The organism is Mesorhizobium sp. M1027, from assembly GCF_040318745.1.
Lineage (GTDB): Bacteria > Pseudomonadota > Alphaproteobacteria > Rhizobiales > Rhizobiaceae > Mesorhizobium.
On record NZ_JAMYMW010000003.1, the window covers coordinates 354,390 to 376,579 of the forward strand.

The following is a 22,190-nucleotide window of genomic DNA, read 5'->3' on the forward strand; positions in this document are numbered from 1 at the left end:
TTTCACGATAAAAGACATTATATGTTAAGAGCCGCGTGTCAATCCGCTCGCGCACCCAGGAACACACCCAGGAAGCTCCCGTGAACGCCGCAAACAGCATTCTTCTGTCTCCCGCCGACAATGTCGCGGTCGCCAATGGCCGCATCGAGATCGGCACCGTACTGCCGGGTGGCGCCGTCGCCGCCGCGCTGATCGAGCCGGGCCACAAGGTGGCGATCAAGCCGATTGCCGCCGGCGAAGCCGTGGTCAAATACGCCCAGGCAATCGGCCGCGCCACGCAGGACATCGCGCCCGGCGAGCATGTCCATTCGCACAATCTGGTCTTCGAAAGCGGGCGTTTGCCGGTGGTGCCGCCGAGCGAGGCCGTGCACGCGACCGAGGCCGACCGCGCCCGCACCTTCATGGGCTACCGCCGTGCCGACGGCCGTGCCGGCACGCGCAACTTCATCGGCATTCTCGCCAGCGTCAATTGCTCGGCCACCGTCTGCCATGCCATCGCTGACGCGGCGAACCGCACGCTTTTGCCGCAATATCCCGGCATCGACGGCTTCGTCCCGATCGTCCACGGCCAGGGCTGCGGCATGAGCGCCACCGGCGACGGCATGATGGTGCTACACCGCACGCTGGCCGGCTACGCCCGTCATCCGAATTTTGGTGGTGTGCTGATGGTCGGGCTCGGCTGCGAGGTCAACCAGCTCACCCTCTACGGCCAGAAGGGCGTTGCCGCGGGAAAACGTCATTTCAACATCCAGGAAGCCGGCGGCTCGCGCAAATCGGTCGAGAAGGCGTTGGTCGTGCTGGCCGAGATCGCCGAGGAGGTCGGCAAGCTTCAGCGTGAGCCGATCCCGGTCAGCGAGATCGTCGTCGGCCTGCAATGCGGCGGCTCCGACGGCATGTCCGGCATCACTGCCAATCCGGCGCTGGGTGCCGCGGTTGACATCCTGGCCGGCGTCGGCGGTGTCGGCATCCTCTCCGAGACGACGGAGATCTACGGCGCCGAGCACCTGCTTGCCTATCGTGCCGCCACCCCCGAGATCGCCGCCAAGCTCGACGGTTACGTGAAATGGTGGGAAGACCATGTCGCCAAGCATGGCGCTTCCATCGACAACAACCCCTCGCCGGGCAACAAGCGCGGCGGCCTGACCACCATCCTGGAAAAGTCGCTCGGCGCGGTCGCCAAGGGCGGCCAGACGCCGCTCAACGGCGTCTTCGGCTATGCCGAAAAGGTCACCGGGCACGGGCTGGTGTTCATGGACACGCCCGGCTACGACCCGGTCTCGGCCACCGGCCAGGTGGCGGGCGGCGCCAACGTCATCGTCTTCACCACAGGCCGCGGCTCCTGCTTCGGCTGCCGGCCGACGCCGTCGATCAAGGTCGCCAGCAACTCGACCATGTATCACACGATGGAGGAGGACATGGACGTGAATTGCGGCGTCATCGCCTCGGGCGAAAAGACCATCGCCGGCATGGGCCGCGAGATCTTCGAACTGATCGTCGAGACGGCTTCGGGCCGCAAGACCAAGAGCGAAGAGTTCGGCTACGGCGACAACGAGTTCGTGCCGTGGCACCTCGGAGCGACGCTCTAAGCCGGTCGCAAACACCTGACGTGATTGCCAGGTGTCACAGTTCGTACACCCCGAAAAAGAATGAACATTCCATATTGACTGTATGATGGAATTAATATTCCATGCGACATATTGGAGGAGATTGGCAGCGGAGTTCCGAGGGAGCAAGCTTTCCCGCCCAGCCATTCGAGCGGCCATCAAACATCGCTTGCGCCGACCGAGGTGATGCACTATCAAAATGCGGTAAATGTTTTTTATTGATAAAGTTCCGTTTGGGCCGCGCCATCCGAATGGAGCTTCCGTAACATTCACCGGGCGACTTAGGGAGGACTCCTAATGAAATTCGTGACCAGCATTCTCAATCGCCGCGCCTTCGTGGCACTCGCAGCCGCCTCGATGCTTGCCGGCGTGATGCACTCGGCCCCGGCATCCGCGGCCGACGCGACCATTCCGATCATCGTCAAGGACACCACGTCCTTCTACTGGCAGATCGTTCTGGCGGGAGCCCGCAAGGCCGGCAAGGACCTCGGCGTCAACGTGCCGGAGCTCGGCGCCCAGGCCGAGACCGACGTCAACGGCCAGATCTCGATCCTTGAAAATGCCGTCGCCGGCAACCCGGCGGCCGTCGTCATTGCGCCGACCGAAGCCAAGGCGCTCGGCAAGCCGATCGACGAGGCCGCCACCAAGGTCAAGATCATCGGCATCGACTCTGGCGCCGACTCCAAGGCCTTCACCTCGTTCCTGACCACCGACAACATCCAGGGCGGCCGCGTTGCCGCTGACGGCCTTGCCGCAGCCATCGGCGAAGCCAATGGCGGCAAGGTCGAGGGCGACGTCGCCCTGATCACCGCTCTTCCGGGCGCCGGCTCGCTCGAACAGCGCGCCCAGGGTTTTAAGGAACAGCTCGCTGCCAAATATCCGGGCCTCAAGCTGGTCGCCGACAAATACGCCGACGGCCAGGCCACCACCGGCCTCAACATCGCCACCGACCTGATCACCGCCAACCCCAACCTCAAGGGCATCTTCGCCTCCAACCTGATCATGGCGCAGGGCGTCGGCCAGGCGATCGCCGAGAACAGTCTTGCCGGCAAGGTCGGGCTGGTCGGTTTCGACAGCGACGAGAAGCTGATCAAGTTCCTCAACGACGGCGTCATTTCGGCTCTCGTCGTCCAGGATCCGTACCGGATGGGCTATGACGGCATCAAGACGGCGCTCGCCGCCTCGAAGGGCGAGAAGGTCGAGGCCAATGTCGATACCGGCGCCAATTTGGTTACCAAGGCCAACATGAAGGATCCGAAGATCGACGCGCTGCTCAACCCGAAGCTCGACTGAGCATAGCCGCAAGTGAACTGTTTCCGGGGCCTTTTCGCCCCGGAAACATCCCACTCGTGCCAATCGCGAGGCCAATCTTTGGGGGCCAATCTGGGAGGATTGTCATGATGTCGACGGCGCAGGAACTCCATCCGGCCCCAACGCTTGAACCGGGCAGGACCATCCTCGAACTCCGCGGGCTGGAAAAGCGCTATCCCGGCACCCATGCGCTGAAGCCGGTCGATCTCGCCTTCAAGGCCGGCGAGATCCACGCCATCGTCGGCGAGAACGGCGCCGGCAAATCCACCCTGATCAAGCTTCTGACCGGCGTCATGCCGCGCACCTCCGGCGACGTCATCTGGGAGGGCAAGCCTGCCGCATTGGCAACGCCGCATGAGGCGATGGCGCTCGGCATCAATGCCGTGCATCAGGAAGTCGTCCTATGCCGCCATCTCACCGTCGCCGCCAACATGTTCCTCGGCGAGGAGGATTCCCGCTTCGGCATCCTGCAGCAGCGGGCGATGGTCAGGCAGGCGCAGAAGATCATCGACGATCTCGGCTTCGACCTGCCGGCGCATGTCATGCTGGGTGACCTGACCATCGGCCAGCAGCAGTTGATCGCCGCCGCCCGCGCCACGGTGCGCGGCACCAAATTCCTGATCTTCGACGAGCCGACCGCCTATCTTACCCGCAAGGAGGCCGACCAGCTGTTCACGCTGATCCGCCGGCTGAAGGGCGAAGGCGTCACCATCATCTACATCAGCCATCGCATGGAAGAAGTGTTCGAGCTCGCCGACCGCGTCTCGGTGCTGCGCGACGGCACGCTGGTCGGCACCAGGAACATTGCCGAGACCAATGACGCCGAGCTGGTCAAGATGATGATCAACCGCTCGATCGAGCAGGTCTACCACAAGGAGCATTTCACCCCCGGCGCGACCATCGTCGAAACCAGGAACCTGTCCGGCAAGGGTTTCGAAAATGTCTCGATGTCCGTCCGCGCCGGCGAGATCGTCGGCCTCTACGGCCTGATCGGCGCCGGGCGCAGCGAGTTCGTCACCACGCTCTATGGCCGACACCGCAAATCGGCCGGCCAGATCCTCTGGGAGGGCAAGGAGGTCAAGGTCAATTCCGAACATGACGCGATCAGGCTCGGCATGGCGCTGGCCCCGGAAAGCCGCCGCGACCAGGGCCTCTGCCTCAACCTGCCGGTCGGACTCAACCTCAATCTGCCGATCTACAAGCGCATCTCGATCAATCTGCTGATCTCCCGCGCGCAGGAAAAGGCGCAAGCCGATCGCCAGGTCGCCGACCTGCGCATCAAGACGCCGACGCGCGGCGCGCTGGCCTCCAGCCTGTCCGGCGGTAACCAGCAGAAGATCGTCATCGGCAAATGGCTCGCCCATGGCGCCAAGCTATTCATCTTCGACGAGCCGACTGTCGGCGTCGACGTCGGCACCAAGGCCGAGATCTACCGCCTGTTCGGCGCGCTGTTGTCCAAGGGAGCCGGCATCATCCTGATCTCGTCCTACCTGCCCGAGGTCTATGAACTCGCGGACACGCTGCACGTGTTCCGGCGCGGCAAGCTGGTGGCCACGCACGGCTTTCGTACCGCTGATCACGAGGAGATCCTCACCCAGGCGCTGGCCGAGAAACAAGAAAGACCGGGAGGGAAGATATGAGCACCGAGGCGATCGCTGCCGAAAGGCCGAAACGCAACTACAACGCCCTGTTCGGGCTGACACTGCTGGCGCTGCTGGTTCTTTTATGGATCATCCTGTCGGTGGCGACGCCGAGCTTCGCCTCCGCCAACAACATCTCCAACCTGTTGCGGCAAGGGTCGATGATCGCCATCCTGGCGGTCGGCCAGACCTTCGTCATCATCACCGGCGGCATCGACCTTTCCGTCGGCGCCGTGGTCGGCTTCGCCACCGTCATCGTCGCGATGCTGATCAACGCCGGCACACCGGTTTTCCTCGCCATCCTGATCACCTTGCTGGTCGGCGTCGCCATCGGCATGTTCCATGGGTTCGGCATCGTCAAGATGGGCCTGCCGCCCTTCATCATCACCCTGGCAACGCTGACCTCGCTGCGCGGCATCGGTCTGTTGATGACCAATGGCAACTCGATCTCGATCAACAACGACGCCTTCCAGACGTTCTCGCGCAGTTCCTTCGCCGGCGTCCCCAATCTGTTCTGGATGGTGATCCTGGTCGGCATCCCAGCCTACATCTTCCTGCACCACAGCCGCTGGGGCCGCTATCTGTTCTCGGTCGGCTCCAACGCCGAGGCGTCGCGCCTGTCAGGCGTCAACGTCCAGCGCACCATCTACATGGCCTACACGCTGTCGGGCCTGTGTGCGGCCTTCGTCGGCGTGCTGCTTGCCTCGCGCATCGGCATCGGCAATCCGACGCAGGCCGAGGGCTGGGAATTGCAGGCGATCGCCTCCTCGGTGATCGGCGGCACCTCGCTGTTCGGCGCTGTCGGCTCAGTGCACGGGCCGCTGCTCGGCGCCTTCATCCTTGCCACCATCAACAACGGCGCCAATCTGCTCAACGTCAACGCCTTCTGGCAACGCATCATCACCGGCGTGCTGATCATCGTCATCGTCTATTTCGACGGGCTGCGCCGCCGCGGCAAATAGACCGCCTCCCCACAACCGCCGGCCTCGCGACAGCAGAGCCGGCGGTGCCATGAACCGACTGGATTGAAGCATGAAAGCCGTCGTCTGCCGCTCGCCCGGCGAACTTGTCCTCGAAGATCGTCCGGCGCCTGGCGCGCCCCCGGCCGGCTGGGCGCTGGTCGCCGTCAGCCATGTCGGCATCTGCGGCACCGACTATCACATCTTCGAAGGCAAGCACCCGTTCCTCGCCTATGCCCGCATCATGGGCCACGAAGTTTCCGGCACCGTGATCGAGGTTGGTGAGGGCGTCGATCTGGCAATCGGCGAACCGGTGGTCGTCAATCCCTATCTCGCCTGCGGCAAATGCATCGCCTGCCGGCAAGGCAAGCCGAATTGCTGCGTTAAGATCGAGGTGCTCGGCGTCCACCGCGACGGCGCCATGTGCGAGCAAATCCTGGTGCCGGCGCAAAATCTTTATCCGGCAAATGGCCTGTCGCTGGCCGATGCTGCTGCCGTCGAATTCCTGGCGATCGGCGCCCATGCCGTACGGCGCTCGCTCGCAGATCCAGGTGCGCGCACGCTGGTCATTGGCGCCGGCCCGATCGGGCTCGGCACGGCGCTGTTCGCCCGCATCGCCGGGCTCGACGTGACGCTGCTCGACATGAGTGCGGAGAGGCTGGGTTTCGCCGAAAGCGAACTCGGCTTCGCGACCCTCGACGGCTCGCAGGGCGCTGCTGCGGACCTGGTGCGGCAAGCAACCGACGGCCATGGTTTTGACATGGTTTTCGATGCCACCGGCAACACCCAGTCGGTGCAGTCGGCCTTCGCCCATGTCGCGCATGGCGGGGCGCTGGTCCTGGTCAGCGTCGTCAAGGACGACATCGCCTTTTCCGATCCCGAATTCCACAAGCGCGAGATGATGCTGATCGGCAGCCGCAACGCGCTGCGTGCCGATTTCGACCATGTCGCCGCCTCGATCCGCAACGGCGCGGTGCCGTTGGCAAAGCTCGTCACGCACCGCACGACGCTTGGCGAAACGCCGCACGATCTTGCCCGCTGGGCGCATGAGAAGTCCGGCCTGATCAAGGCCGTTATCCAGGTCGCATGATGCTGGCGCACCTCAAAGCGCCGACAGTTTGAGCTCGATCCGCTCGGCCGGGAAGCGCGACTCCGAAAACTGGATCGGCTGACCGTCGGGCGTGACGTTGACGGCGACCGTCACCAGCACGATGGCGCCGGGCTGCAGGTCGAGGTCCGCAAGGTCGGCCGCATCGGCATGGCGCGCCGACAACACCGTCGATTGCCGCAGATAGTCGTCAATGCCAAAACGTGCCAGCGATGCGGTGATCGAACCGGTTTCCGCCATGGCAGCATCGATGCCGGCAAAGCGCCTGGCATCGAACCAGCCGGCAGCGCGGGACACTGGCATTCCATCGGCTTCGCCGCGCGTTTCCAGACGTATCACGTCGGCCCCCTTTGCAAGGCCTAAGCTCTCTGCCACACGACGGTTGGCAGGCTCGACCGATGACGCAAGCAAGGTGATATGCCGGTCGGACGCCTGTCCTTGCAATCCCTCCGAAAAGCGGGTGCGGGCGCCGATCGGATATGACAGCCGCCTGCGCGACAGCACGAAGGTGCCCCGCCCCTGCTCTGCCCTGAGCACACCCTCCTGCACCAGCGCTGCAATGGCGCTGCGGACGGTGTGGCGGTTGACGCCATAGCGCTCGGCAAGTGCCACCTCCGGCGGCAACGCCGCATTTTCGGGAAAATCGCCGACGGAAATCGAATGCAGTATCTGATCGGCGATCTGCCGCCACAGCGCGACACCGCTGCGCCGCTCGATGCTGTTGGCTTGTCCGATCATTTTCTGCCCCAACCTTTGCGCCCCCTCTTCTCGCCCTTGTCATGCACCCGTCATAGACACGCATTAGATAATAGGTATAATTTGTATAATTGTCTATATCAATAGACAAATTTCGATGCAAGGGAATGTTAACCATGCGAGGACAGGAAGCCCGCGATCAGGCTGGGCGCAAGGCCGTTATGGCAACGCTGGCGCAATCGACCGGCGACGATATCGTCCGTCTGTGGAACGAAGCCGGCCTGCCTTCGGAGGCGGAACTCCTGCGCGGCCCCGAAACCGGCCTGGTCACCGTGCGTGGCCGCATCGGTGGCGGCGGCGCGCCGTTCAACGTTGGCGAGACGACGGTCACCCGCGCCACCGTCCGGCTCGCCTCCGGACAGGTCGGCCACTGCTATGCGCTCGGCCGCGACAAGCAGAAGGCAAGGCTGGCGGCAATCGCCGATGCGCTGTGGCAGGACCCGGCTCACCGCAACGAGGTCGAGACCAGGCTCGTCGCGCCCTTGCAGGCGGCACTGGCCGAGGCCCGTGACCAGCGCCGCGCCGAGACGGCGGCGACCAAGGTCGATTTCTTCACCATGGTACGCGGAGAAGACTGATGGACATCGTAACCCAAGCGATCGAAGGCGGCTTTGCCGATCCGGTGTTCGACGCCCAGACGGTCTTCCGGGCAGTGATGGACGCGATGGCCCGGCCGGGCACACTGCAGCCCCTGCCGGTCTTTACCCGTCCACCGACGCCGCTGTCAGCCACCGCGGGCGCCATTGCGCTGGCGCTGTGCGATAACGACACGCCGCTCTGGCTCGACCCCGCCTTGCAGGCTTCAGCGACGGTGAAATCCTGGCTTGGCTTCCATACCGGCGCGCCGCTGGCCAACACCCCGGCCGACGCGCATTTCGCGCTGATCGCCACGCCGGCCGAGATGATGGCGCTCGACGGGTTTTCGCAAGGCACCCAGGATTATCCCGATCGCTCCACGACGCTGATCCTCGAGATCAGCGATCTTGTCTCCGGCGCTCCGCTGCTGCTCGAAGGCCCGGGCATCGAGAAGACGGCGACGATTGCGCCGGCGCAAATGCCGCGCCATTTTGTCGAGCAATGGAAGCAGAACAACCAGCGCTTTCCGCGTGGCGTCGACATCATCCTCGCCACGTCCGAAGCAATTGCCTGCCTGCCGCGCACGACGCGCATCAAGACGATGGAGGCATAGGATGTATGTCGCGGTAAAGGGTGGCGAAGCGGCCATTCGCAACGCCCACAAACTGCTCGCCGACCGCCGGCGCGGCGATCGTTCGGTGCCCGCACTTCGCCTCGACCAGATCGTCGAGCAACTGGCGCTCGGCGTCGACCGGGTGATGAGTGAAGGTTCGCTCTACGACAGGGAATTGGCGGCACTCGCCATCGTCCAGGCGCGCGGCGACATGATCGAGGCGATCTTCCTCATTCGCGCCTATCGCACCACGCTGCCGCGTTTCGGCTACACCAAGGCGGTCGACACCGGCACGATGCTGGTCGAGCGGCGGGTGTCGGCGACCTACAAGGACCTGCCCGGCGGCCAGTTGCTCGGCCCGACTTTCGACTACACCCACCGGCTGCTCGATCCCGAGCTTGCCGCAGGCGGCGAAGTCGCCGAGCCGGAGCAGCGTGCAGGCGAGCCGGAAGCCATGCCGCGCGTGTCGGCCATCCTCGCCCGCGAGGGCCTGATCGAATCCGACGGCGACATGCCTGAAGACCATGTCCCCGGCGACATCACCCGCGAGCCGCTCGAATTCCCGATGGCGCGCGACATCCGCCTGCAGGCGTTGTCGCGCGGCGATGAGGGGTTTTTATTGGCGCTCGGCTATTCCACCCAGCGCGGCTATGCGCGCAACCATCCCTTCGTCGGCGAGGTCCGTATCGGTGAGGTCGAGCTGGAGCTCGACGTGCCGGAACTGCCTTTCGCAGTGCCGCTCGGCAGTATCCGCGTCACCGAGTGCCAGATGGTCAACCAGTTCAAGGGCTCGGCCAAGGCGCCGCCGCAATTCACCCGCGGCTACGGCCTCGTCTTCGGCCAGAGCGAGCGCAAGGCGATGGCCATGGCGCTATGCGACCGCGCGCTGCGGGCGGCGGAGTTGGGTGAGGATGTCGTCGCCGCCGCCCTGGACGAGGAGTTCGTCATCTCGCATTCCGACAATGTCCAGGCGACCGGCTTCGTCGAGCATCTGAAGCTGCCGCACTATGTCGATTTCCAGGCCGAGCTCGACCTCGTGCGCCGCATGCGCGCCGAGCACGACGCCCGCGAGAACGCCGGCAAGGCCGAAGAGAAGAGAGAGGCCGCGGAATGACCGCACAACCAACCGACATCGCCACCTACAACTTCGCCTATCTCGACGAGCAGACCAAGCGGATGATCCGCCGGGCGATCCTCAAGGGCATCGCCATCCCTGGCTATCAGGTGCCGTTCGCCTCGCGCGAAATGCCGATGCCCTATGGCTGGGGCACCGGCGGTGTGCAGGTCACCGCTTCGATCATTGGCCCCCTCGATGTGCTCAAGGTCATCGACCAGGGCGCCGACGACACCACCAATGCCGTCTCGATCTGCGCCTTCTTCAAGAAGGTCGCCAATGTCGCTGTCACCACTGAGACGGCGAAGGCGACCATCATCCAGACTCGCCACCGCATCCCCGAGCATCCGCTGAGTGCGGGTCAGGTGCTGGTCTATCAGGTGCCGATCCCCGAGCCGCTGCGCTTCCTCGAGCCACGCGAGACCGAGACGCGCAAAATGCATGCGCTGGAGGAATATGGCCTGATGCATGTAAAACTCTACGAGGACATCGCCAAACATGGCCGCATCGCCACCACCTATGCCTATCCGGTCAAGGTCGAGGGCCGCTATGTGATGGACCCGTCGCCGACGCCGAAATTCGACAACCCGAAAATGCACCGTTCGCCGGCTTTGCAATTGTTCGGCGCCGGCCGCGAAAAGCGCATTTATGCACTGCCGCCCTTCACCGACGTGGTCAGCCTCGACTTCGAGGACCATCCGTTCGAGGTGCAGACCTTCGACCAGCCCTGCGCACTGTGCGCGGCCGAGAACGTCTATCTTGACGAAGTTATCCTCGACGACCATGGCGGCCACATGTTCGTTTGTTCCGACACCGACCATTGCGAGAAGCGGCGCGAGCAAGGCCATCGCGGCCACCTTGCGCCTGAAACCCCTCTTGCCCTGGAAAAAACGGAGCCGGCGCAATGACCGACGAACCGCTGCTGCGCGTCTCTGCGCTGTCCAAATTCTACGGCTCGCGCGTCGGCTGCGAGAACGTCACCTTCGATCTGTGGCCGGGCGAAGTGCTGGCTGTCGTCGGCGAATCCGGTTCCGGCAAGACGACTTTGCTCAACTGCCTGTCGACAAGGCTACTGCCCAGCTCCGGCACCGCCAGCTACCGCATGCGCGATGGCCAATTCCGCGAGCTCTACCGCATGAGCGAGGCCGAGCGCCGCTTTTTGATGCGCACCGACTGGGGCTTTGTCCACCAGAACCCCGCCGATGGTCTGCGCATGACAGTGTCGGCCGGCGCCAATGTCGGCGAGCGGCTGATGGCGGTCGGCGACCGCCACTACGGAAAAATCCGAGCCACGGCGGTCGACTGGCTGTCGCGCGTCGAGATCGACGAGGACCGCATCGACGACGAGCCGCGCGCCTTTTCCGGCGGCATGCGCCAGCGCCTGCAGATCGCCCGCAACCTCGTCACCGGGCCGCGGCTGGTGTTCATGGACGAGCCGACCGGCGGCCTCGACGTCTCGGTGCAGGCGCGCCTGCTCGATCTGTTGCGCGGCCTGGTCACCGATCTGGGTCTGGCGGCCATCGTCGTCACGCACGACCTTGCGGTGGCACGTCTACTGTCGCAGCGCATGATGGTGATGAAGGACGGCCGCGTCGTCGAAAGCGGCCTCACCGACCGCGTCCTCGACGATCCGCGCGCCCCCTACACCCAGTTGCTTGTCTCCTCGATTCTGCAGGTATGACGATGATTGCTCCGGCGTACCCCCCTCTGGCCTTCCGGCCATCTCTCCCTCAAGAGGGGAGATCAGCAGCTTTTATGTCCCGCCCGTTCTGCGACACAGGAGAATGGCGAAACCGAATGCGACAGCCCATCTCCCCTCTTGAGGGGGAGATGGCCGGAAGGCCAGAGGGGGGTGTTGGCCCGCAGACGAATGACGATTGGAGAACCCTCTGATGGCAACCCCGCTCGTTGTCTCCGACGTCGCCAAAAGCTTCACCATGCATCTGCGCGACGGCATCAAACTGCCGGTGGTCGCCGGCGTCTCGTTCGCGATCAGGGCCGGCGAATGCTCGGTGCTCGGCGGCCCGTCCGGCGCCGGCAAGAGCTCGATCCTGAAAATGCTCTACGGCAATTATGCCGCCGATGAAGGCCAGATCATCGTCCAGCACGAGGGCGGGCTGATCGATCTCGCAACTGCCAGCCCGCGCACCGTGCTTGCCGTGCGCCGGCTTACCATCGGCTATGTCAGCCAGTTCCTGCGCACCGTGCCGCGTGTCTCGGCGCTCGATGTCGTCGCCGAGCCGCTGGTCGAGCGCGGCGAGGAGCGTGAGGTCGCGCGCGGCAAGGCACGTGCCTTGCTGGCGCAGCTGAACCTGCCGGAAAAACTCTGGGCGCTGCCGCCGGCGACGTTCTCCGGCGGCGAACAGCAGCGCGTCAACATCGCGCGCGGCTTCATCACCGAGCATCCGATCCTGCTGCTCGACGAGCCGACCGCTTCGCTCGACGCCAGAAACCGCGACGTGGTGATCTCCCTGATCGCCGCCAAGAAGGCGGCGGGCGTCGCTTTGCTCGGCATCTTCCACGACCACGACGTGCGCGAGGCGGTGGCCGACCGTATAATCGACGTGACCGCCTTCGCCGCCGGAAAAATCGCCGCATGACGAGGAAACTGTCGGAGGCGCCGCTGATCCACGAGACGGCGGAAGTAGAGAACTCAACGCTTGGCCGCTGGACCGAAGTCGCCGAGCGCTGCCGGATTTCGGAAAGTGCGTTGGGCGACTATTCCTACATGATGCAGGACTGCGGCGTCTGGTGCGCGACGATCGGCAAATTCGCCAACATCGCCGCCAATGTGCGCATCAACGCCACCAACCACCCGACCTGGCGGCCGACGCTGCACCATTTCACCTATCGCGCCTCGGACTATTGGGACGACGCCGAGCACGAGAGCGAATTCTTCGCCCAGCGCCGCGCCAAGCGCGTCACCATCGGCCACGACACCTGGCTCGGCCACGGCTCGACCATCCTGCCCGGCATCACCGTCGGCGATGGCGCCGCGGTCGGTGCGGGTGCCGTGGTGTCGAAGGACGTCGCGCCCTACACCATCGTCGGCGGCGTGCCGGCCAAGCCGATCCGCGAGCGCTTCGACCGCCGCACCGCGGAGCGCTACCAGGCGCTCGCCTGGTGGGATTGGGACCACGCCCGGCTGCGCGCCGCGCTCGACGATTTTCGGGAACTGTCGGCGGAGGCTTTCCTGGAGAAGTATGGCGGCTAAGGGTCGTGAAATGGTGAAGGGGGGCAGCGGACAGGTTTCGAGGCTCAGGAAAGCCTTTCTTGTCACCATTCACCATTCGAGCCTCTCGTGCTGGATTGGCCGCGCCGCTCCAGGCTGTGGGCAGTAACAAAACTGACATCGTTCCGACACCGCAGGTTCATGCGGCTGCGCTAGCGAGGGTTAACAGACCTTCAATTGCGATTGGACTGGAGCCTGCACCATGTCAGCTACGCTCGAAATCCGCGGCGTCACCCGCCGGTTCGGCAAGAACACCGCCGTCAGCAATGTCGACATCGCGATCCCGCACGGTCAGATGGTCGGCATCATCGGCCGTTCCGGCGCCGGCAAATCGACGCTTCTGCGCATGATCAACCGCCTCGTCGATCCCAGCCAGGGATCCATCCTGTTCGACGGCGTCGAAGTCTCCGGGTTGCGCGGCTCGCCGCTCCGGCGATGGCAGCGCGACTGCGCCATGATCTTCCAGCAGTTCAATCTGGTGCCGCGCCTGGACGTGCTGACCAATGTGCTGCTCGGCCGGCTCAACCACCGCTCGACGCTGTCCAACCTCTTCGGCATGTTTTCGCGCAGTGAATGCGCCGAGGCTGTTGCGGCCCTTGAGCGTCTCGACATCGCCCGCACCGTACTGCAGCCCGCCGGCACGCTTTCCGGCGGCCAGCAGCAGCGCGTTGCTATTGCGCGTGCCATGATTCAGCAGCCGAAGGTGCTGTTGGCGGACGAGCCGATCGCCTCGCTCGATCCGCTCAACGCCAAGGTGGTGATGGATTCGCTGCAGGACATCAATTTGCGCGAAGGCATCACCGTCATCACAAATCTGCATACGCTTGATACGGCCCGCAACTATTGCAACCGTATCATCGGCATGGCTGCCGGCAAGGTTGTCTTCGACGGCCCGCCCGAAGACCTCAACCGCGAGGCCGTGCGCATGGTCTACGGCGCCGACAGCAATGGCGGCGAAATCTCCGAGGCCATCACTTCGACCAGTGTCGCCGTCAAACAGAAAATCGCTGCATCCGCCGGACCGCTCGAGCCCGTGTTCCCTGGCTACTGAGAACGGCCTGATCGCCCGCCCGCGTCAAAGGCACTCGTCAAAAGTTCGAACGCTCCGGCGCGAAGCCGGAACCAACAGGAGAGAGATAATGTTCAGGAAGATGGTTTTTGGCGCGGTTTCATTGCTCGCCATCGCAACAAGTGCCGCTCACGCCCAGGATATCAAGGAATTCCGCATCGGCATCCTTGGTGGTGAAAATGAAGCGGACCGGCTGCGCAACTTTCAGTGCCTCGCCGATCACCTGAAGTCCGAATTCGGCTTCGAGAAGGTCTCGCTGTTCCCGGCCGCCGACTATGACGGCGTAATCCAGGGCCTGCTCGGCGGCACCCTCGATTTCGCCGAGCTTGGCGCGTCAGGCTATGCCAGCGTCTACCTCAAGGATCCGAACGCCGTGACCCCGATCCTCACCACCCAGCAGACCGACGGCGCGACCGGCTATTATTCGATCGGCCTGGCGCTGAAGTCGTCCGGCATCACCGACATCGAGTCGGCAAAGGGGAAGAAGCTCGGCTATGCCGACCCGGATTCGACCTCCGGCTATCTGATCCCGCTGACCCAGATTCCGAAGGACACCGGCGCCTCGAACGAAACCTTCTTCGCCTCGACCCAGTTCAATGGCGGCCACGAGAACAACCTCCTCGCCGTTCGCGACGGCAAGGTCGATGTTGCGGTTGACGACTCCTCGGGCATTGGCGACTTCAAGAACGGCTACACGTCCGGCACCTTCCACAAGGAAGTCGCCAAGGGCGCCGTCGACCCCAACGATTTCGTCGAAGTCTGGCGCTCCGGCCTGATCCCGAACGGCCCGCTGGTCGTGCGCACCGCGCTCGGTGGCGATATGAGCGCCAAGCTCGCCAACTTCTTCACCAGCCTGCCGGCCAAGGACAAGCCCTGCTTCGAGGCCATCGAAGGCGGCGATTTCACTGGCTACGTTCCTGTGAAGCCGGACTTCTACAGCGTCATCGTCGAAGCCCGCAAAGCCGCGATCGGCGGCTGAATGCAGTTGCAAAGGGCGGCCTTACCAGCGCCGCCCTTTTTGCATGCCCGATCATGACCATCTCAGCCACGATCCGTTCAGACGCGACCCGGCGGACAGTCGACTGCTGGCGACGGCAGACGTCCTTGCGCCGGTTCTACACAGCGCTCGGCATCGGTTTGCTGCTTATCGCCATGTGCACAGCCATGTGGTTCGCCGACGAGGCCAATGCCGGACATTTCTTCGATCGGCTGCCGCATATACTGGATTTCCTTAGCTGGCTTGTTCCCAAAGACTGGAACGACGTCTGGCGGGCGCTGTTCGACATCGCATCTCCGCACGACAAGGGCAGCCAGGAGTTCAACTTCCCGCTTGGCCGCGTCTATCTCTGGGGCGGTTTTTACCTACCCGAACATTTCGAGCTGATGCTCACCACGCTCAACGTGGCGCTGGTTTCCACTTTCATCGGCTTCGTCTTTGCGGTGCCGTTCTCGTTCATCGCCGCGCGCAATTTGACACCCAGTCCGGTGCTCAGGCTCGTCGTCAAGCGCTTCATGGAACTGCTTCGCGCCTTCCCCGAGATCGTCATTGCCGGCCTGTTCGCAGCCATCCTCTCGACTGGCCCGGTCGCGGCCATCATCGCCATCGGCCTGCATTCGATCGGCGCCCTCGGCAAGCTCTTCTACGAGATCAACGAAAACATCGACATGCGCGCCGACGAAGGCCTGCGCGCGGTCGGCGCCAACTGGTTCGAGCGCGTGCGCTTCGCCGGCCTGCCACAGGTGCTGCCCAATTTCATGTCTTACGCGCTGCTCAGGATCGAGATCAATGTCCGTATCTCGACCATCATCGGCGCGGTCGGCGGAGGCGGCATCGGCGAGGAGCTGAAGCTCTCCATCTCACGCGGCTTTGGCGCCAAGACGCTGGCACTGGTGCTGCTGTTGTTTACCACCATCTTCCTCGTCGACCAGTTCTCCGCCTGGCTTCGTCGCAAGCTCGTCGGCGAGCAGGCCTTCATGATGGGCGCCTGACCATGATCCCAAAAAGTGGATTCCGGTTTTTGGAAAAGATCATGGCAAATCAACAAGAAGACTGCCCATGGCCGCGATGACCGCCGATGAGATGCAGGCGATAGAGGAGCGCTTTCCCCAAGTGTTCCGACGGCCCTTGTACAAACGCTTCGGCCCGCTGGTGCTGTTCGCCGGCATCCTGCTCTACCTCGTCTATGCCTTGTGGTTCTTCAGCCTGCCGCAAGTGCTGAGGGAATCGCATTGGGAGCGACTGCCGCTCTTCCTGACGCAATGGATCAGCTACGATCTGCAGCCGGAATTCCGTCTCGATCAGCCTCAGATCACACCCAAATACCCGCGTTTTTCTGCACTTGGCGAAGACCCGCATCCCGACTGGGTCATCGCCAATGCCAACGGCTCCTACACCGTTCTGATCGAAGGCCGAGCCAAATCCGTCACCTTCGACAAGGCCGAGGCAACGCTTGTCGCCAATGGCCAAGCGGTGCCGGTGTCGTTGACCAGCGGCAAGCCGGTGATAACCGGCCCGGTGCCGGACTGGATCACCGCGCATGACGATGAAATCGTCGCCCGGATGGGCTTTGCCGGCGAGGTTCGCATAACCGTCGATCGCGTCAAGGTCCGCAAGCGCTTCCTCGGCTGGGCGAATTTCGTCTTCGACACACGCTCGCCCTTCTTCGGCAAGTCGCCCGGCGAGGTGGTCTCGTTGCTGATGTCCGGACCCCAGCTCAAGCCGGGCACATCGAACATTGCGCTGGCCGCGGACAATATCTGGAACAACGCCCAATGGCAGCATGGCGACGTCTGGACGAAGCTGTTCCAGACCATCGTCATGGCGTTTCTCGGCACCTTGCTCGGCGGCATCGTCGCCTTCCCGCTCGCCTTTTTCGCCGCCCGCAACATCACCCCGAGCGGCCTCCTCAGCCAGGTGCTCAAGCGGTTCTTCGATTTCATGCGATCGGTCGACATGCTGATCTGGGCGCTGTTCTTCACCCGCGCCTTCGGCCCGGGCCCGCTGGCCGGCAGCGCCGCGATTTTCTTCACCGAGATCGGCACGCTCGGCAAAGTCTATTCGGAAGGCCTCGAGAACATCGACGACAAGCCACGCGAGGGCATCCAGTCGACCGGCGCGAACGGCTTGCTGGTGCAGCGCTATGGCGTGCTGCCGGAGGTGATCCCGGTCTTCATCAGCCAGACACTCTATCAGTGGGAATCCAACACCAGGGGCGCGACGATCATCGGCGCCGTCGGTGCCGGCGGGATCGGCCTGAAGCTTTGGGAAGCGATGCGCACCAACTCCAACTGGGCCAATGTCTTCTACATGGTGCTCTTGGTCCTGCTCGTCGTTTTCATCTTCGACAACATTTCCAATTTGCTGCGCCGCCGGCTGAGCAGGACGATCCACGACTACAACCGGATCCAGGCCGAGCAGGGGTGACGGGTGCATCGGGCTGGCCGATCGTTATGCAACTTTCCTCCACCCGTCCTTAATATGCCTGTAGCCGTCGCGGTAGACAGCTTCCGGGCCTTCGGAAAAGTCGCGCCACACCTTGGTGGCCGCGGCCAAGTCCTTCAGCGAACGCCCGAACGCCTCGATCGTCAGCCAATCGTCGTAGCCGCTCTTGCGGATGGCGGAGAAAGTCTCCTTCCAGGGAATATGGCCACGGCCCGGCACCCCGCGATCGTTCTCCGAAATGTGGATATGGACGATGTTGTTGCGGTTGCGCGTATAGGCGCCAATCGGGTCGGCTTCTTCGATGTTGGCATGGAAGGTGTCGTACATCGCCTTGATGTGCGGCCGGTCGATCGCGTCGATATGCTCCGATAAATCGTCCATCGTGTTGAGCAGGTAGCATTCGAAGCGGTTGAGCGCCTCCAACCCGATGGTGACGCTCTTGTTGCCGGCATAGTCGCCAATGGCGCGTTGCGAAGCGATCGAACGTTTTTTCTCGGCCGCTGTCGGCCCGCTGCCGGAGAAGGCCCCGAGTGTCGAATGGAGCGGGCCGCTCAACGTGTTCGCGCCAAGCGCCTGAGCGCAGTCGATCGCCGATTTCATGTAGTCGATACCGGCTTTGCGCGTCGAGGCATCCGGCGAGATCAGGTTCATCGCCGGATCGCCCATCGCCGAGACGGCGGTGCGTTGCAGCCCGATACGGTCGAGCAGTTCGCCGAGTTTCCTGTAGTTGTCCGGCGTGCCGGAGAAGACCGGTATTTCGACGCCGTCGAAGCCGGTCGCCTTGATGTCCCTCAACAACGGCTCGTGTTTTTTCGAGACACTGGTCGTCCACAACAACATGCACATGCCGATTTTCATCGACGCCCCTCCCTTCATTCGCTCGATCGCCGGAGGGGTGATGAGATTCAGGTCAGGCCGAGCCGAAAATGGCGGGTTCCGAGAACCGGAGCGGAGCGTGCTTTTGGTACATGAGCACCGGAAGCGCAGGAAACTGCCATTTGCAGGCCGGTCTCACCTGACTATCACCACCACCCTTCAGAGCTTCGTCCACGCCCCATTCTTCTTCGACGACTTCACGCAGGCCTCGATGAAGGCCATGCCCTCGACGCCGTCCTGCACGGTCGGGAAGACGACATCCTTAGCCGGCTTCCCGCCCTTCCGGCGCGCTGCACGAATCGCCCGCGCGGCTTCCTGATAGATGTTGGCGAAACCTTCGAGATAGCCTTCCGGATGCCCTGGCGGAACGCGGCTGACGCGCCCGGCGACGGGGAGCGCGCCGGCGCCATTACGGGTAATCAACTGCTTCGGCTGGCCGAACGGCGTGTACCAGAGATAGTTCGGGTCGGCCTGCACCCATTCGAGGCCGCCCTTCGAGCCGTAGATGCGCAATTTCAACCCGTTCTCGTGGCCGGGCGCCACCTGGCTTGCCCAGATCATTCCCTTGGCCGGGTGCGACCCGCCGACCGGCTTGAAGCGCAGCAGCACATTGATGTTGTCGTCGAGCAGCCTCCCCGGCACGAAGGCATCGAGATCGGCCGACAACGAATCGAGCTCCAGCCCGGAGACGAAACGGGCAAGGTTGTAGGCATGCGTGCCGATATCGCCCAGTGCACCGCCGGCACCCGCCTGCTTCGGGTCAGAGCGCCACGCAGCCTGCTTCTGGCCGGTGGCGGCCAGGTCTTCGGTCAGCCAGTCCTGCGGATATTCCGACTGCACGATGCGGATATCGCCGAGCTGTCCCTTGGCCACCATCTCGCGTGCCTGCCGCACCATCGGATAGGCGGTGTAGTTATGCGTCAGCACGAACACCTTGCCAGTCTTTTCGACCAGCGCCGCCAGCCTCTTTGCCTCGGCTAGCGTCGTCGCTAGTGGCTTGTCGCAGATGACGTGGATGCCGGCCTCGAGAAAAGCTTTGGCGGCCGGCACGTGCACATTGTTCGGCGTGACGATGGCCACCACCTCGATGCCATCCGGCCGATTGGCCTCCGCCTTGGCCATCTCGGCATAGGAGCCGTAGCTGCGTGCCGGATCGAGCCCAAGCTCGGCCGCCGAGGCCTTGGCGCGCTCCGGATTCGACGAGAGGGCGCCAGCAACCAGCACGAACTCGTTATCCATGCGTGCCGCGATGCGGTGCACCGCGCCGATAAAGGCGCCTTGTCCGCCGCCAACCATGCCGTAGCGGATCGGACCGCCTCCCGTTTCCGTCTTCGATGCGCCAACCACGATTTTCTCCCTCGTCATTGAAATACCCCTCCCCTTGAGGGGAAGGTGGCCCGCAGGGCCGGGTGGGGTCGGTTCATGCCGAGCCCTACGCCCAGCGACCCCACCCCGATCCGCTGCGCGGATCGACCCTCCCCTCGAGGGGGAGGGAATATCTGTGCTAGATCCCCATCATGCCGCGCAGCACCTTTTTATCGGTCGTGCCGCCGGCGAAGTCGTCGAATGCTTTTTCCGTCACCCTGATGATGTGGTGCTGGATGAAGGGAGCGCCTTCGGCCGCACCATCCTCCGGGTGCTTGAGGCAGCATTCCCATTCCAGCACCGCCCATGAATCGTAATTGTATTGGGTGAGCTTGGAGAAGATGCCGCGGAAATCCACCTGCCCGTCGCCGAGCGAGCGGAAACGCCCGGCACGGTTGGTCCAGCTCTGGTAACCGGAATAGACGCCTTGCCGCCCGGTTGGATTGAACTCGGCATCCTTGACGTGGAACGCCTTGATCCGCTCGTGGTAGATGTCGATAAATTCGAGATAATCGAGCTGCTGCAGCAGGAAGTGCGACGGGTCATAGTTGATGTTGCAGCGCTTGTGGCCGCCGACCGAATCGAGGAACATCTCGAATGTCGCGCCGTCGAACACGTCCTCGCCTGGATGAATTTCGTAGCCGACATCGACGCCGTTTTCGTCATAAACGTCGAGGATCGGCGTCCAGCGTTTGCCGAGTTCGGCAAATGCCTCCTCGATCAATCCCGCCGGCCGCTGCGGCCAGGGGTAGAGGTATGGGAAGGCCAACGCTCCGCAAAACGACACCGACGCCTTGAGCCCGAGATTCTTCGACGCCTTGGCGGCGAACTTCATCTGTTCGACCGCCCATTGTTGCCTGGCTTTTGGATTGTTGTGCACCGCAGCCGGCGCGAAGCCGTCGAACTGCGCGTCATAGGCCGGATGCACCGCCACCAGTTGCCCCTGCAGATGCGTCGACAGTTCGGTGATCTCGACGCCGGCATCGGCGCAGATGCCCTTCACCTCCTCGCAATAGGCCTTGGAGGAGGCTGCCTTCTCGAGATCGAACAATCGGGCGTCCCATGTCGGGATCTGCACGCCCTTGTAGCCCAGACCAGCCGCCCATTTGGTGATCGAGGCCAGCGAATTGAACGGCGCGGCGTCGCCCGCAAACTGCGCCAGGAACAGACCAGGCCCCTTCATCGTCGTCGGCATCGGCATCTCCCTATGTTTCACGACCAAGCATAGCGCCGATTGAAAACAGGGCCAGCGTCTTTGGTCTCTTTGCACAGCGCGCTCAGCGCCGCTATTCTGGTATTACCAAATGCCGAAATCTGGTCAAGCCATTTGACGCGCTGCCGCAGTCCTGCAACCATGCCGAGTTAAGCCACATGTTTAAGTATAATCAATAGCATAGACAGGAGCCAACGCTTGATGGCAGCACTTCTTGCCGTCCAGATGAAATTACTGTAGACCTCCCATCAAGCCCAATTGGTCGAACCAGTTTGCAAAAAAATGCTGGGACGCCTTGGGGAGGAATCATGCGGCGGCTTCGGCAGAGTGCGCCGCAGGCAAACTGGTACAGGCGATTCTGGGAAGGATAGACCATGCATCTTTCGACGCACAATTGGATGCGGGCGGAGCCGCTGGAAACGACGCTCAAGCGCATCAAGAAATTCGGCTATGAGTCGATCGAGATTTCCGGCGAACCCGAACAGTACAAGCCCAAGGAGACGCGCGCACTGTTGAACGAGTACGGCATTCGCTGCTGGGGAGCGGTGACGCTGATGCTGGGCGAGCGCAATCTCGCCGCCAAGGACCAGGGCCAACGCGAGCGGTCGGTGCAGTACGTCAAGGACGTGCTGACCATGGTCAGCGAGCTCGACGGCGAGATTATCACGCTGGTTCCCGCCACTGTCGGCAAGGTCGTGCCGGACGGCACCGAGGAAGAGGAATGGAAATGGGTGGTCGATGCCACCCGGGAATGCTTCACCCACGCCAAGAAAGTTGGCGTCAAGATCGCGGTTGAGCCGCTCAACCGCTTCGAGACTTATCTGTTCAACCGCGGCGCCCAGGCACTGGCGCTGGCCGATGCGGTCAGCCCCGAATGCGGCGTCTGCCTCGACGCCTACCACATCCACATGGAAGAATTTAACGTCTATGACGCCATCCGGCAGGTCGGCGAGCGCCTGTACGATTTCCATGTCGCCGACAACAACCGCTTCGCCGCGGGCCTTGGGCAGATCGACTGGCCGAAGATCGTCGGCACGCTGAAGGAGATCGGCTATGACGGCGCGCTGACCAATGAATTCGTCGCCCCCGTCGACCGCACGCCGGCTGCTCCCTATCCCGACATGGTCGAACGCAACCCCGTCGACATCTCGCCGGAGCAGCTGAAGTTCATTCAGGACCACGGCTCCAGCGTGCTCACGGAGAAATTCTACACCGACCAGATGCGCATCAACGCGGAAACGCTGCTGCCGCTGATCAAGTAGCCGAGCCGTTTGGAAAGAGCCCTTCCGCCTCACCGCGGCCGGGCCGAGGA

Annotated in this window: 21 protein-coding genes; 17 read left to right on the forward strand and 4 right to left on the reverse strand. The window is 63.3% G+C overall.

Annotated elements, in window-relative coordinates; all coding sequences use genetic code 11:
* The first annotated feature begins 80 nt into the window (after positions 1–80).
* The 5 genes from NKH50_RS08800 (at position 81) to NKH50_RS08820 (ending at position 6,604) form a co-directional block, all read left to right on the forward strand.
* Positions 81–1,586 (forward strand): UxaA family hydrolase, encoded by a 1,506-nt coding sequence (locus NKH50_RS08800; protein WP_031194923.1) that lies wholly within the window; start codon positions 81–83, stop codon positions 1,584–1,586.
* A gap of 315 nt (positions 1,587–1,901) precedes the next feature.
* Entirely contained in the window at positions 1,902–2,897 is a 996-nt protein-coding gene (locus tag NKH50_RS08805; RefSeq protein WP_023675208.1) for an ABC transporter substrate-binding protein, read from the forward strand.
* A gap of 104 nt (positions 2,898–3,001) precedes the next feature.
* Positions 3,002–4,555: a sugar ABC transporter ATP-binding protein gene (locus NKH50_RS08810; RefSeq protein WP_352702634.1), complete on the forward strand. Its 1,554-nt coding sequence runs from the start codon at positions 3,002–3,004 to the stop codon at positions 4,553–4,555.
* On the forward strand, positions 4,552–5,517 hold the full coding sequence (locus NKH50_RS08815) for an ABC transporter permease (protein WP_352448376.1): 966 nt from the start codon (positions 4,552–4,554) through the stop codon (positions 5,515–5,517). The genes NKH50_RS08810 and NKH50_RS08815 overlap by 4 nt, the downstream gene beginning before the upstream one ends.
* 70 nt (positions 5,518–5,587) lie before the next feature.
* Positions 5,588–6,604: a zinc-binding alcohol dehydrogenase family protein gene (locus NKH50_RS08820; protein ID WP_352877990.1), complete on the forward strand. Its 1,017-nt coding sequence runs from the start codon at positions 5,588–5,590 to the stop codon at positions 6,602–6,604.
* A 12-nt stretch (positions 6,605–6,616) separates the two neighbouring features.
* Here the strand turns inward: NKH50_RS08820 and phnF are convergent, their stop codons facing one another.
* Positions 6,617–7,360, reverse strand: coding sequence for a phosphonate metabolism transcriptional regulator PhnF (phnF, locus tag NKH50_RS08825; RefSeq protein ID WP_352506646.1), 744 nt, complete (start codon positions 7,358–7,360; stop codon positions 6,617–6,619).
* 134 nt (positions 7,361–7,494) lie between these two features.
* Between phnF and phnG the strand changes: the two genes are divergently transcribed.
* From phnG to phnE (NKH50_RS08880), 11 genes are all read left to right on the forward strand, one after another.
* On the forward strand, positions 7,495–7,956 hold the full coding sequence (gene phnG, locus NKH50_RS08830; RefSeq protein ID WP_352691125.1) for a phosphonate C-P lyase system protein PhnG: 462 nt from the start codon (positions 7,495–7,497) through the stop codon (positions 7,954–7,956).
* Positions 7,956–8,567, forward strand: a complete 612-nt coding sequence (gene phnH / locus NKH50_RS08835) for a phosphonate C-P lyase system protein PhnH (RefSeq protein WP_352506648.1) — start codon at positions 7,956–7,958, stop codon at positions 8,565–8,567. The genes phnG and phnH overlap by 1 nt, the downstream gene beginning before the upstream one ends.
* A 1-nt stretch (position 8,568) precedes the next feature.
* Positions 8,569–9,681: a carbon-phosphorus lyase complex subunit gene (locus NKH50_RS08840; protein WP_352877995.1), complete on the forward strand. Its 1,113-nt coding sequence runs from the start codon at positions 8,569–8,571 to the stop codon at positions 9,679–9,681.
* On the forward strand, positions 9,678–10,589 hold the full coding sequence (locus tag NKH50_RS08845) for an alpha-D-ribose 1-methylphosphonate 5-phosphate C-P-lyase PhnJ (RefSeq protein ID WP_352506650.1): 912 nt from the start codon (positions 9,678–9,680) through the stop codon (positions 10,587–10,589). The genes NKH50_RS08840 and NKH50_RS08845 overlap by 4 nt, the downstream gene beginning before the upstream one ends.
* Positions 10,586–11,362, forward strand: coding sequence for a phosphonate C-P lyase system protein PhnK (phnK, locus tag NKH50_RS08850; RefSeq protein WP_065009749.1), 777 nt, complete (start codon positions 10,586–10,588; stop codon positions 11,360–11,362). Before NKH50_RS08845 ends, phnK begins: the two co-directional genes overlap by 4 nt.
* 211 nt (positions 11,363–11,573) lie before the next feature.
* Entirely contained in the window at positions 11,574–12,281 is a 708-nt protein-coding gene (phnL, locus tag NKH50_RS08855) for a phosphonate C-P lyase system protein PhnL (RefSeq protein ID WP_352506651.1), read from the forward strand.
* Positions 12,278–12,895 carry a DapH/DapD/GlmU-related protein gene (locus NKH50_RS08860; protein ID WP_352877999.1) on the forward strand — a complete coding sequence of 206 codons (618 nt, stop codon included), beginning with the start codon at positions 12,278–12,280 and terminating at the stop codon, positions 12,893–12,895. The genes phnL and NKH50_RS08860 overlap by 4 nt, the downstream gene beginning before the upstream one ends.
* Positions 12,896–13,115: 220 nt before the next feature.
* A complete protein-coding gene (gene phnC / locus NKH50_RS08865) occupies positions 13,116–13,964 on the forward strand; it encodes a phosphonate ABC transporter ATP-binding protein (RefSeq protein WP_352878002.1) in 849 nt (282 codons plus the stop codon).
* Between the two features lie 88 nt (positions 13,965–14,052).
* Positions 14,053–14,961, forward strand: coding sequence for a phosphonate ABC transporter substrate-binding protein (phnD, locus tag NKH50_RS08870; RefSeq protein WP_352878005.1), 909 nt, complete (start codon positions 14,053–14,055; stop codon positions 14,959–14,961).
* A 53-nt stretch (positions 14,962–15,014) separates the two neighbouring features.
* Positions 15,015–15,971 carry a phosphonate ABC transporter, permease protein PhnE gene (gene phnE, locus NKH50_RS08875; RefSeq protein WP_352878008.1) on the forward strand — a complete coding sequence of 319 codons (957 nt, stop codon included), beginning with the start codon at positions 15,015–15,017 and terminating at the stop codon, positions 15,969–15,971.
* Between the two features lie 67 nt (positions 15,972–16,038).
* Entirely contained in the window at positions 16,039–17,406 is a 1,368-nt protein-coding gene (gene phnE / locus NKH50_RS08880) for a phosphonate ABC transporter, permease protein PhnE (RefSeq protein ID WP_352506655.1), read from the forward strand.
* Positions 17,407–17,430: 24 nt separating this feature from the next.
* Here phnE (NKH50_RS08880) and NKH50_RS08885 read toward each other — a convergent pair whose 3' ends face one another.
* The 3 genes from NKH50_RS08885 to NKH50_RS08895 all read right to left on the reverse strand — a co-directional run bounded on the left by NKH50_RS08885 (position 17,431) and on the right by NKH50_RS08895 (position 20,860).
* Positions 17,431–18,282: a sugar phosphate isomerase/epimerase family protein gene (locus NKH50_RS08885; RefSeq protein ID WP_352506656.1), complete on the reverse strand. Its 852-nt coding sequence runs from the start codon at positions 18,280–18,282 to the stop codon at positions 17,431–17,433.
* A gap of 177 nt (positions 18,283–18,459) precedes the next feature.
* The gene (locus tag NKH50_RS08890) at positions 18,460–19,665 is read right to left on the reverse strand and encodes a Gfo/Idh/MocA family protein (protein ID WP_352878012.1); all 1,206 of its coding nucleotides are present in this window, start codon (positions 19,663–19,665) and stop codon (positions 18,460–18,462) included.
* A 139-nt stretch (positions 19,666–19,804) separates the two neighbouring features.
* Positions 19,805–20,860 carry a sugar phosphate isomerase/epimerase family protein gene (locus NKH50_RS08895; protein ID WP_352506657.1) on the reverse strand — a complete coding sequence of 352 codons (1,056 nt, stop codon included), beginning with the start codon at positions 20,858–20,860 and terminating at the stop codon, positions 19,805–19,807.
* A 392-nt stretch (positions 20,861–21,252) separates the two neighbouring features.
* Here NKH50_RS08895 and NKH50_RS08900 point away from each other — a divergent pair, with 392 nt between their 5' ends.
* The gene (locus NKH50_RS08900) at positions 21,253–22,140 is read left to right on the forward strand and encodes a sugar phosphate isomerase/epimerase family protein (protein WP_352506658.1); all 888 of its coding nucleotides are present in this window, start codon (positions 21,253–21,255) and stop codon (positions 22,138–22,140) included.
* The last annotated feature ends 50 nt before the right edge of the window (positions 22,141–22,190 follow it).